Annotated in this window: 8 protein-coding genes; 7 read left to right on the top strand and 1 reads right to left on the bottom strand. The window is 62.3% G+C overall.

Annotated features, from left to right (window positions below):
- Window positions 1-18 precede the first annotated feature (18 nt).
- The 4 genes from B9A19_RS20235 to B9A19_RS20220 all read left to right on the top strand — a co-directional run bounded on the left by B9A19_RS20235 (window position 19) and on the right by B9A19_RS20220 (window position 5,756).
- The gene (locus B9A19_RS20235; protein WP_176217040.1) at window positions 19-1,365 is read left to right on the top strand and encodes a TolC family outer membrane protein; all 1,347 of its coding nucleotides are present in this window, start codon (window positions 19-21) and stop codon (window positions 1,363-1,365) included.
- Between the two features lie 92 nt (window positions 1,366-1,457).
- Window positions 1,458-1,784 carry an H-NS histone family protein gene (locus tag B9A19_RS20230; protein ID WP_084092969.1) on the top strand — a complete coding sequence of 109 codons (327 nt, stop codon included), beginning with the start codon at window positions 1,458-1,460 and terminating at the stop codon, window positions 1,782-1,784.
- Between the two features lie 168 nt (window positions 1,785-1,952).
- Window positions 1,953-4,073, top strand: a complete 2,121-nt coding sequence (locus B9A19_RS20225; RefSeq protein ID WP_084092968.1) for a UvrD-helicase domain-containing protein — start codon at window positions 1,953-1,955, stop codon at window positions 4,071-4,073.
- 9 nt (window positions 4,074-4,082) lie between these two features.
- Window positions 4,083-5,756 carry a response regulator gene (locus tag B9A19_RS20220; protein ID WP_084092967.1) on the top strand — a complete coding sequence of 558 codons (1,674 nt, stop codon included), beginning with the start codon at window positions 4,083-4,085 and terminating at the stop codon, window positions 5,754-5,756.
- A gap of 166 nt (window positions 5,757-5,922) precedes the next feature.
- Here B9A19_RS20220 and B9A19_RS20215 read toward each other — a convergent pair whose 3' ends face one another.
- The gene (locus tag B9A19_RS20215) at window positions 5,923-6,753 is read right to left on the bottom strand and encodes a PhzF family phenazine biosynthesis protein (RefSeq protein WP_084092966.1); all 831 of its coding nucleotides are present in this window, start codon (window positions 6,751-6,753) and stop codon (window positions 5,923-5,925) included.
- 150 nt (window positions 6,754-6,903) lie between these two features.
- Between B9A19_RS20215 and ppc the strand changes: the two genes are divergently transcribed.
- The 3 genes from ppc to B9A19_RS20195 all read left to right on the top strand — a co-directional run.
- Window positions 6,904-9,663, top strand: coding sequence for a phosphoenolpyruvate carboxylase (gene ppc, locus B9A19_RS20210; RefSeq protein ID WP_084092965.1), 2,760 nt, complete (start codon window positions 6,904-6,906; stop codon window positions 9,661-9,663).
- 46 nt (window positions 9,664-9,709) lie between these two features.
- A complete protein-coding gene (locus B9A19_RS20205) occupies window positions 9,710-10,183 on the top strand; it encodes a hypothetical protein (RefSeq protein WP_139799023.1) in 474 nt (157 codons plus the stop codon).
- Window positions 10,184-11,343: 1,160 nt separating this feature from the next.
- The coding region (locus B9A19_RS20195) for a carbohydrate-binding protein (protein WP_373278038.1) at window positions 11,344-12,333 on the top strand (990 nt) is incomplete at its 3' end.

Genomic DNA, 12,333 nt, shown 5'->3' with positions numbered 1-12,333 from the left:
CATCGGGAAAGAAACGACATGAAGAAAACCACTCTGGCCCTCGGGCTGGCGCTGTGCGCGCCGGCCGTCTGGGCTGCTGATCTGGCCCAGTCGCTGCAGGCTGCGCAAAAGTACGACGCCACCATTGCGGCGGCGCGCAACACGCTGCTGGCCGGGCGCGAAAAGGCCGAGCAGGGTCGCGCCTTGCTGCTGCCCAAGCTGTCTGTCGACGGCAGCTACGCTGGCGTCGGCACCGACTACCATCCCGGCAACGAATCGCCGTCGTCGCCGGCCTATGACAAGAACGGTGCGCAATACGGCGCCACGCTCAATGCCACGCAGCCGCTGTACCGTGCCGATCTGAGCGCCAGCAAGGATCAGTTGCTCAAGCAAAGCGATCTGGCCGAGCTGCAATACAGCGCCGCCGAGCAGGATCTGATCCTGCGCGTGGCACGTGCCTATTTCGATGTGCTGGAGGCCGAGGCCAAGGTCGAGCTGGCCGTGGCGCAAAAGCAGGCAGTGGCCTTGCAGCTGGAACAGGCCAGGAAAATGTTCGAGGTCGGCACCGCCACCATTACCGACACCAATGAAGCACAGGCGCAATACGACGCCATCGTCGCCAACGAAATCCAGTACAACAACGATCTGGCGGTGCGCCGTGCCGCCTATACCGAGTTGACCTCGCTGGATGCGCAAGGCTTGCTGCCGGCCAATCCGGACCTGCCCACACAGCCGCCGCAACCCAATGTGCTGGATGAGTGGCTGCAGACTGCGCAAGAGCGCAATACCAGCCTGCTGGCGCAAAAGCTCAATCTGGATATTGCCAAGCGCGAGATCGACAAATACCGGCTGGCCAGCTCGCCCACGCTGGATCTGGTGGCCAGTTATGGCGCGCAGTGGCGCAATAGCGGTATTTCGTCATCGGGCGGCAATGACCGTACCAATAGCGGCTCAATCGGCCTGCAACTGTCGATTCCGCTATTTACCGGCGGCGCGCGCAGCTCGCAGTTGCGCGAGGCCGTGGCCAAGGACGATGCGCAACGCGATACCGTCGAGGCCACCCGCCGCGGCGTAGTGCAGCAGACCCGCCAGGCCTTCCTTGGCGTGCAAAGCGGTGCCGCGCAGGTCAATGCCTTGCGCCAATCGCTCAAATCGAGCCAGTCCACGCTGGAATCGACCAAGCTCGGGCGCGAAGTGGGGGTGCGTACCACGGTGGATGTATTGAATGCGCAGCAAAGCTATTTTCTCACCCGCTACAACCTGATATCCGCCCGATATGAGTACCTGTATAGCCGCCTGCAATTGGCTGCCGCAGTGGGGACTTTGGGCGAGAACGATTTGGCGCAAATCAACGGCTGGCTTAAATCAGGTTCTGCGAATAAATGAAATTACCTGGTCGGGCTTGAAATGCGAATAAGTGGACTGCATAATCAGATGCATGAAATAAAGCGCGCTTGCCCAGATCAGGAGATTTGAGAATGGATTTGTCCGGTTACACGTTGCCCGAGCTGTTCCAGCTGCAAAAAGACATTGATCGTGAAATTGCCAACCGCAAGGTGACCGACAAGCACAATCTGCTGGTCGAGTTGCAGAATCTTGCGGCAGCCAAGGGGTTTTCGCTGAATGAGGTGCTGGGCATCGAGTCCGGCAAGAAACTCGGCGGCAAGAAAGCGGCTGTGGCCGGCAAGGCACAGTTCCGCAATCCGGCCGATGCAAACCAGACCTGGTCCGGTCGTGGCCGCAAGCCGCAATGGGCGCTGGACTGGATCAATGCCGGCAAATCTATCGACGATCTGCGCATCTGATTGCCGTTGGTGCTGCATCGTTGATCGATCCGCACACCGGTCGTACCGCAAAAGGGCAGCCCAGGCTGCCCTTTTGCTTGCTGGCGCCGCTGATTGAGTACAATCGGGGTTGGGGTGGCACGCTTGGGCGTGCTGCCAGATTGCAACACTGAGTACCTGCCTGCCCATATGCCACATCCGCTGACCGAATTCCTCAACCCGCAACAGGCCGCCGCCGTCGAGCTGCCGGCCGAGCATGCGCTTATCCTGGCGGGGGCGGGCAGCGGCAAGACGCGGGTGCTGACCACGCGCATTGCCTGGTTGCTGACCACCGGGCAGGTCAGCCCGGCCGGCATACTGGCGGTGACATTCACCAACAAGGCGGCCAAGGAAATGCTGGCGCGGCTGACCGCCATGCTGCCGCTCAACCCGCGCGGGCTGTGGATGGGTACCTTCCACGGCCTGTGCAACCGCATGTTGCGCCTGCACCACCGTGACGCCGGCTTGCCGGCCACCTTTGCCATTCTTGATTCGGCCGACCAGCTGGCGGCGATCAAGCGTGCCATGAAAACGCTCAATATCGACGACGAGCGCTTTCCGCCCAAGCCTACCCAGCATTTCATCAATGGCCAGAAAGAAAACGGCCACCGCGCCAATGCGGTGCAAAGCTGGGATGATTACTCGCGCACGCTGGCAGGCATCTATCAGGAATACGAGGCGCAATGCCGCCGTGAAGGCGTGGTGGACTTCGCTGAATTGCTGCTGGCCTGCTACGAGCTGCTGGAGCGCAATGCCGCATTGCGCGAGCACTATCGCAGCCGCTTCCGCCATGTGCTGGTGGATGAATTCCAGGACACCAACCGCCTGCAATACGCTTGGCTGAAATTGCTGGTGGGCGAGAACAATGCCATGTTCGCGGTCGGCGATGATGACCAGTCGATTTACGCATTCCGTGGCGCCAATGTCGGCAATATGTATGACTTCCAGCGCGATTTCGCGGTCAAGCACGTGATCAAGCTGGAGCAGAATTACCGCTCGCACGGCACCATCCTCGATGCGGCCAATGCCGTGATTGCCAATAACCGCGAGCGCCTGGGCAAAGAACTGTGGACATCCGAAGCGGCCGGCGAGCCCATCCGCGTATTTGAGGGCATGAGCGATTTTGCCGAAGCCGATTTCATCGTCGAGGAAATCAGCCAGCTACGCCGTGACGGGCAGGAATTGGGCGAAATGGCCATCCTCTATCGCTCCAATGCGCAATCACGTGTGCTGGAGCACGCGCTGGTGCAGGCCAATATCCCGTATCGTGTCTATGGCGGCCTGCGCTTTTACGAGCGGCAGGAAATCAAGCACGCGCTGGCCTATCTGCGCCTGATGGCCAATCCGGATGATGACAACGCCTTCCTGCGCATCGTCAACTTCCCCACGCGTGGCATTGGCAATCGCAGCATCGAAACCATACAGGAAACCGCACGCATGACCGGCACCAGCCTGTGGCTGGCCGCATGCACGGCAGCTACCGGCCGCAGCGCGGCAGCAGTGGGGCGCTTCATCCAGCTGGTCGATGGCATGCGCCAGCAGACCGAAGGACTGCCGCTGCCCGAGCTGGTCAGCGTGGTGGCCGAAATGTCCGGCCTGAGCGAGCACTACCGCAACGACAAGGAAGGCGAAGAGCGCCTTGCCAACCTGGATGAACTGGTCAACGCGGCAGCCAGCTTCGTGACCGAGAATGAAAACGACCTGATTGCCTTCCTCGCCAACGCCAGTCTTGAGGGCGGTGAGCACGAGGCCGGCGTGGGCCAGGATGCGGTGCAACTGATGACCATCCACGCCGCCAAGGGGCTGGAGTTCCACAGCGTGTTCCTCTCTGGTGTGGAAGAGGGCTTGTTCCCGCACGAAAACAGCGCCGCCGACCCGCGCGGGCTGGAGGAAGAACGCCGCTTGATGTACGTGGCGATCACGCGCGCGCGCCGCCGGCTCTACCTGAGCCTGGCGCAAAGCCGCATGCTGCATGGGCAGACGCGCTATTCGATTGCCAGCCGTTTTCTTGAGGAAATCCCGCAGGAGCTGCTGCACTTCCTCAATCGCGGTTATGCGCCGCAAAGTTTTGCCGCGCCGGCTACCGCCAAGACCAAAACGCCCGATCATGGCCTGGCGCTGGGCATGACGGTGAAGCACCCCAAATTCGGCGTGGGCGTGGTCATCAATCACGAGGGCGGCGCTACCGGCAATGTGCAGGTCAATTTCCGCGAGGCTGGGCCCAAGTGGCTGGCGGTGGCCTATGCCAAGCTTGAGCCGGTGGCAGGCTGAGGAGTGCACATGGCAATCGCGGCAGGTGCCCCCAATCTGACCGGCCAGCAGGCGCTGGTCATTGACCCCAATAGCGGCATGCGCCAGGCCATCGGGGCCGGGCTGAACGATTGCGGCGTCACGCAGATCGATTACGTTGGCCGCCTGGCCGATGCACTGGCGCGGCTGGGCCAGGTGCCGTACGACATCGTGCTGTCCGAGTTCGATCTGGGCGGCGGGCTGGATGGCGTGCACCTGTTCGAAGCCTGCCAGCGCCATCAATTGCTCAAGCCCTCGTGCGTCTTCATGGTGGTGACCGGCGAGCGCCGTTCGTCGCAAGTGATGAGTGCCGCCGAGCTGGCGCCGGATGGCTATCTGCTCAAGCCGTTTTCCAGTGCCGATTTCGTGCAGCGCCTGTCGCTGGCGCTGGCACGCAAGGCGCAGCTGCGGCCCATCGACGAGGCCACACGCACCGGCGACTATCAATCTGCCATTACCGCCTGCAACACCCAGCACCCGCTGCCGGATGCACTGGCCCGCGCCAAGGGGCGTTTGCTGACCCTGATGGGCGAGCACGCCGAGGCGCGTGATTTCTATCGCGAAATCCTCGCTGGCCGCGATGCGCCGTGGGCCATGCTGGGGCTGGCGCGCTCGCAATTCGCACTCAAGCAGTACGACGAAGCCCATTTGCTGTACGCGCGCATCAAGGCCGAGCACGAACTGGTGATCGAGGCCTATGACGGACTGGCGCGCACCCAGCAGGCGCAAGGTGATGCCAAGGGCGCCCAGGCCACGCTGGCCGAGGCGGTGCAGCGCTCGCCGCTGGTGGCGCAGCGGCAACGCGCGCTGGGCCGGCTGGCGCTGCGCAATGGCGAGCCCATGGTGGCAGAAGCCGCGCTGGGGCAGGCGGTGGAGCTGGCGCGCACCGCCATCGTGCGTGACCCCGCTGTGTATGCCGAGCTGGCGCGCGCGCAGCTGGCCAATGCCGATGTCCTGGGCGCGCAGCGCACTGCCGCGCAGGTCAAACGCGATTTCCGCCATGAGGAAGTGGCGATGGTGGTGTGCGAGCTGATCGAAGGCGAAGCATTTGCCGCATTGAAGGATAAAGACAAGGCCGAGCGTGCGCTGACCAATGCGCGTGACCGGCTCGACGCAATGACCGATCCGCCGGCCGGCGTGCTGCTGGAGCTGGCGCAAAGCTGCTATGCGCGCCGTGATGCCGAGGCCGGCGAGCGCTATGTGAAACACGCGCTGCGCGTGCGCACCGACGACAGCGAGCTGGCAGGTACGGTCGAGGCGCTGTACCACAACATCGGCAGGCCCGAGCTGGCGGCGCCGCTGATCGCAGCGGCCAATCAGGATGTCGTCGAGGTGAACAACGACGCGCTGCGTGCAGCAAATGCCGGCGATTATGTCGGCGCGGCCGAGCGCTTCATCGGCGCGCTGGAAACCCTGCCGGGCAATCTGCAGGTTTTGCTCAATGCGGCCAATGCGCTGCTGGTGTGCGTGAACAAGGCCGGCTGGGATGTGCGCTATATGGAAACCGCGCAGCGCTATCTGGAGCGCGCCCGCAAGCTCGACCCGGCCAATGGCAAGGCCCGGCAGCTGCAGGATGCCTTCCGCCGCACGCAACGCCGCTACGGTGTGGACGTGGCGCTGGGGACGGTTGAAACGCCGCCACCGAATGTAGACAGCCGGGTTTGAGCGCCCGAGTGGCCCGTGGCCGTGGTGGCTAGATCAGGCCGGGGGCGGGCTTGGCGCCGCCGACAAAGCCCAGTGTAGCGGTGCTGGCAAGGCACGCGAAACGCAGGCAGTACAAGGCGTGCGGCCAGTGAGCTGCACGCCGCCGGCAGGGTTTTGTTCACGGCGCTTATAGCGTCAGCTCACCTTCGCCCACCTTCCAGAAGCGCCCGCCAACGGCGATTTGCCGGTTGGCTGTCGCGCTGACATACAGCACCGACAAACGGCTGACCACGCGCTGTATGGTGTGGCCCTGCTCGATCTTGAAGCTGAACGGCGCGGCCGAACCAGTGGCCAGCTTCCAGCCGGCCACGTTGGCGGCGGCATCGCCGGCACCGAAATCCTCGAATACATTGAGCTGATCCGACGCAAAGCTGCGCAAGGTGGTCACGTCCCCTTCCTGATGCCACAGCACCACCTGCGCGATATGGTTGCCATTGTGTGCCAGCAGGCCCAGCGGCCCGGGCTTGGGGCGCGCTTTCAGCACCGCTTGCTGCGTGCGTGCCGGCACCACCAGTTGTTCCTGCCCGGTATCGACAAACAGGTTTTGCCCGGTGAGGTCGCCAAAATCCAGCCCCAGCGCGCCCGTCAGCGCATCAACCGACAGGCTGACCGCGCGGCTCTTGCTGGCATCGGCATGTGCATGCCACAGCGTGCCGTCGCGCCAGGTCTTGATCGGGCCAGCGCCAAAGTTGACCGGCGCGCCCAGCCGCTCGCCCAGCGCGGCGGCAATGGCCAGCGCCGCATGGCGCGACGAGGGCAGCGCATATTGTGGCGTATACACCCGCGCCCGGCCGCTGGTCGGCTCGACGAAGGCCGTTTCCGGTGCGCCCAGCTGATAGGCCACGGCTTGCAGCGTGGCATCGTCATCCAGCGTTTCGCACTCGACCACGGCAATGGCTGCGCCGGCCAGAATGCGCTCGGCAAAGCCGTTCATCAGGTGAAACCGGTATCGCGCCATGGAGAATCCTCAGTAATACCCGTCAGGAAGCGCCCCGAGGGGGACGACTCTTTGCTAGAATAGCGCCGATTTGCGTCGCGGAAACCCCGTCTTGCCGACAGGGTCATTTACTGCGACGTGCCTACTGACGTTCATAGATTAGTTGCCGCCATGTCTCAACTTGAAACGATTGCCGACAAAGATCTGCCGCTCGCGCGGGATCTCGACCTCCTTGCACGTTTGCTCGCCGATACCATTCGCGAACAGACCGGCGCCAGCACGGCCGACCAGATCAATGCCATTCGTGACCTGGCGATCAGCTATGTGGAAGGCACCGATCCGGCTGCCGGCGTGCAGCTGGCCAAGTCGCTGTCCACGCTCGACCTGCCGGGCGCCGTGGCGCTGGTGCGTGCATTCAGCTATTTCTCGCACCTGTCCAACATTGCCGAAGACCTGCACCACAACCGTCGTCGTCGCACCCACAAGATCAATGGTTCCGACCCGCAGCGCGGCAGCATCGGCGATGTGATCGCCCGCCTGACCGAGCGTGAAGTCAAACCGTCCGAAATCCTTGGCCTGCTGTCCGAGACCCTGATCGCGCCGGTGCTGACCGCGCACCCGACCGAGGTGAAGCGCAAGACCATCCTCGATTGCCACCGTGCGATTGCCGAACTCTTGACCGAGCGCGACCGCCTGCCGATGACCCCGGACGAGCAGCAAGCCAACCAGGCCGCGCTGGAGCGCGTGCTGCTGACCCTGTGGCAGACCCGTGAAATCCGCACCTTCAAGCTGACGGTGCAGGACGAAATCGAGAACGGCTCGGCCTATTTCCGTAACACCTTCCTGCACGAGCTGCCGCGCCTGTACGTGGACCTGGAAGACCGTCTGGCCGCACTGGCCGGCCAGGACGTGCAGCTGAACAATTTCATCCACGTCGGCAGCTGGATCGGCGGTGACCGCGACGGTAACCCCTTCGTGACCGGCGACGTACTGCGCTACGCGGTGTCGCGCCAGTCCGGCGTGGCGCTCGACTATTACTATCAACAATGCCAGAAGCTGGAAAACGAGCTGTCGATGTCCGCGCGCATCGTACAGGTTGACCAGTCGCTGCAAGTGCTGGCCGATGCCGGCGCCGAAGGCCGTGGCAAGAAGGGCGAAGAGCCGTACCGGATGGCGGTATCGCACATCCGTGCGCGCATTTTTGCTACCGCATCGCAGATCGGTACTTTCCACCATGCACTGCATGACGTGGCGCGTGCCGAGCCGTATCAAAGCGCGCAGGAACTGTCGGCCGATCTGGCCGTGGTGGCGAACTCGCTCAAGTCGCACGGCGCAGCCAAGCTGGCCGGCGGTCGCCTGCGCCGCCTGCAGCGCGCGGTCAGCGTGTTCGGTTTCTATCTGGCGCCGATCGATATGCGCCAGAACTCGGGCATCCACGACAAGGTGATTGCCGAGCTGTTCGAAAAGGCCGGTCTGGAAGACTATCTGGCGCTGAACGAAGCCAGCCGCCGCTCCGTGCTGCTGCGCGAGCTTGCCAGCCCGCGCCCGCTGATCTGTCCGTATGTCGAGTATTCCGAGCTGACGCAAAAGGAAATCGACATCTATCGCGCAGCCGAAGCCATGCAATCGCGCTATGGCGAGGCAGTGCTGCCGAACTACATCATCTCGAACTGCGAATCGGTATCCGACATCCTCGAGGTGGCGGTGCTGATGAACGAAGTCGGCCTGATCCAGCTCGCCCCGGTGGTGGTGGCCAAGATCAACGTCATTCCGCTGTTCGAAACCATTCCTGACCTGCGCGGCGCCAGCAAGATCATGTCCGAGCTGTTCGCCATTCCGCAGTGGCGCCAGATCGTCAACGGTCGTGCCAATGTGCAGGAAGTCATGCTGGGCTACTCGGACTCCAACAAGGATGGTGGCTATCTCACCTCCAACTGGGAGCTGTACAAGGCCGAGCAGGATCTGGTGAAGGTGTTCGATGAAACCGGCATCACCATGCGCCTGTTCCACGGCCGTGGCGGTACGGTTGGTCGCGGCGGCGGCCCGGCTTATGACGCCGTGCTGGCGCAGCCGGCCGGTTCGGTCAACGGCCAGATCCGCGTGACCGAGCAGGGCGAGGTGATCGCTGCCAAGTTTGCCGACCGCGAAGTGGGTCGCCGCAACCTGGAAATCCTGCTGGCTGCCACACTGGAAGCCAGTCTGCCGGGTAACGCTGCTGCGGGTATTGATGACGTGGCCCATCATGCGCTGCTGGAGCGCCTGTCGGTACGTGCTTACCAGTCCTACCGCGATCTGGTCTACGCCACACCGGATTTCGTCACCTACTTCCGCGAAGCCACGCCGATCGGCGAAATTCCGAACCTGAACATCGGTTCGCGCCCGGCGGCACGCAAGGCGACCAACAGCATTGCCGATCTGCGCGCGATTCCGTGGGTGTTCTCGTGGTCGCAATGCCGTCTGATGCTGCCGGGCTGGTATGGCTTCGGTACCGCCATCAGTGAATACCTGGCCGAAGCCGGCGACGAAGGTCTGGCGACGCTGAACCAGCTGTACAAGAACTGGCCGTTCTTCCAGGTCACCATCTCCAATATGGAAATGGTGCTGGCCAAGTCGGACATCGCCATTGCTGCCCGCTATACCGAGCTGGTACAGGATCAGGATCTGGCCAAGCGCATCTTTGGCCGTATCAAGGCCGAATGGCAACGCGCGGTTGACGCCGTGCTGGCGATCACCGGCCACGCGGCACTGTTGGGTGACAACCCGACATTGGCCCGCAGCCTGGATAACCGCCTGCCGTATCTTGATCCGCTCAACCATCTGCAGGTCGAGCTGCTCAAGCGCATGCGTGCCGGTGATGAGAGCGAGGAAGTGGCGCACGCCGTTCACCTCACCATCAACGGTATTGCAGCGGGCCTGCGCAACTCGGGTTAAGCTGGCTTATCCGCAGCACTGGATAGACACACCCATGAACGCCGCCATGAAACGGATTGCTTGCAGCACCGTCGTCATGGCGGCGTTTGTTTTGGCGCCTGCGCACGCCGCCAAAATCCCTTCGCACTTCAGTGATCAGCTCGAAGCAGCATTGTCGTGCCGCTCCGAATGGTCGCCTGCCTATTGGCACAGCTACTTTGGTACTTATCTGGGGGCGCCGCTGCGCCGCTGGGGCAATGCCGACTGGTATGACGCACAAGGCGCCGAGCTGGCCGGCAATGCCACCACCGAAGTCTTCGTCAATGACGATGCCAGCACGGCGCTGATGGTGGGGGCGCTGATCCCCGCCAAGGTCGAGGGCGTGCGCCAGCAGATCGAACAGCGACTGGGTTACGCCTTCGTGGCCTTGCCCGGCCCGTATCCACGCTATCTGTCCAAGTTCGGCAGCGTGCTGGTGGGGCTGAGCAATGAGCAGACCAAGTGGTACTGCGCACGCTGGAATCTGGGTAACCGCCCCTGAGTGCCCGCCGCCCCGTCGCCCCGCGACTTGCGGGTGGCCGGCGCTTGAAGTAGTGCCTCCCCGTGTGACCCCATATTCCTCGTCCTGTGCCAGCACCTCTCGCGTGCCGGTGGCTTGACCTAGGGCCTGTTAACACTTATTTCACGCTTGCGTTCGGGGTAGTTCGGGATGGAGCGCAAGGCGCAGAACGCGCCGCGGTACGGGTACCGCAAGCGGTTTGCAACGCAGCGAACCGCCCGAAATACCCCGAACCCGCAGGGCTGGGCCGCAAAGAGGCCATCTACGGCGTTACGCGCCTTGGCAATAACCAGTTATTGCCTGCGTTGCGTGCCTTGTAGCTGACCTCTTTGCGGCCCAGCGCAAGCGCGAAATAAGTGTTAACAGGCCCTAGCTGTGCCATGGCGTGTGGCAGACGGGCGGGGTATTTGCCTGGCGAGCGATGCGCCAATGTCCCCGTTCGATGCCGGTGCCGCCCGCGGTACGGTCGCGGACTGACACTGCATCACGATGATACTGGCTGTGTGATGACCACCGTGGGCCGATGCGGCCGTGTACGGACTTCTGCTGATACCACCTGAAAATCAAAATCGTCAGCTTTTGTCGCAATGCCGCCAGCATTTTTTGAGCAAGCTGTCGGCTTGTCCTTTTACCGCATTGTTTTTTGTTTGTAAGTTTTTTGAAAACATGTGCGGCTGCCGTTACGTTCGTCCCCGCTGCAATTGCTGCAATCCATCAGTTTTTTCAAAATAAATTCTGTAGTTTTTGTGAAAAAACTACGGGATTTTGTCATAAAGACGTACAACAGCGTTAGATAATGTTGCTGTGCAACATGGTGCAAAGCCATATTTTTCGCGGTTTTGTGGAGAATTCATGCGCCAATGTTGTATCGCATCAAACCGAAAATGGGTGAAATTGTAGTTACAGCGGATTACGACAAATGACCTGTCAGCTGGCCGACGAACGGTAGCCAGGCAGGCGCTTGACATTGGTTTCCGGCTCAGCAGTAATGAACACCATCACGGACCGATTGCGGTCTGGCGATAGCCCGGTGGCCTGAAGTAGCCCAAAAGCTTTCACAAAGATGACGGCGTGGTTCTCAGGCAAATACCAGTGGATGCGCGTGAATAACGCCAATACAAAAGAAGGATGGAGAACGCTTTATGTCGCACTTCAGTCGTTTTGCTCTCGCAGCCATTCCGGCAGCGCTGATCGCCGTACAGGCTTATGCTGCTTACCCGGCATGGCAAGAAGGCAATACCTACACTGCTGGTACTTTCGTGAGCTACAACGGCCACGACTACCAAGCGCTGGTCACCCACACTGCATATGTCGGCGCAGGCTGGACTCCGTCCTCCACGCCGACCCTGTGGAAAGACCTGGGCGTGAGCAGTGGCACTACTCCGACTGCAACGCCGGCCCCGACTGCTGCGCCGACCGCTACCCCGGTCCCGACCGCAGCGCCGACGGCTACCCCGACTGCTACTCCGAAGCCGACCGCTACCCCGGCCCCGACTTCCGCCCCGACTGCTACACCGGTGCCTTCCGCCGGTTGCTATGCAGCTTGGGACGCTGGCACTGCCTACAACGGCGGCGCTCAAGTGACCTACAACGGTCGCAACTATCAAGCCAAGTGGTGGACACAAGGCAACGTACCGTCGTCCAGCACTGGTGACGGCCTGCCCTGGACCGATCTGGGTGCCTGCGGCGGCTCGACCCCGACAGCAACACCGAAGCCGACTGCTACGCCGGTTCCGACCGCGACACCGACAGCCACCCCGACTGGCACCCCGACAGCTACACCGAAGCCGACCGCAACACCGGCTCCGACCGCTACCCCGGCGCCGACCAATGTGCCGACTGCTACACCGAAGCCGACTGCTACACCGGTCCCGGGCACCCCGACCGCGACCCCGGTTCCGTCGGCAGGCGGCAAGGAAGTCGGTTCCTACTTCGCTCAGTGGGGCATCTACGGCCGCAACTACCAGGTAAAGGCCATCCAGACCAGCGGCTCCGCGGCCAAGATGACCTTCCTGAACTACGCCTTCGGTAACGTCTACCAGAAGAACGGCGGCTACGAATGCGACATCCAGTACCGTACCGAATCGGGCAATGGTGACGGTGGCGATCCGTTTGCCGACTACAGCAAATCG

It is taken from the genome of Andreprevotia lacus DSM 23236 (assembly GCF_900176275.1).
GTDB classification, from domain to species: domain Bacteria; phylum Pseudomonadota; class Gammaproteobacteria; order Burkholderiales; family Chitinibacteraceae; genus Andreprevotia; species Andreprevotia lacus.
Note: the sequence above shows the minus strand (reverse complement) of the source record. Positions and strands in the feature narration are given on the sequence as shown.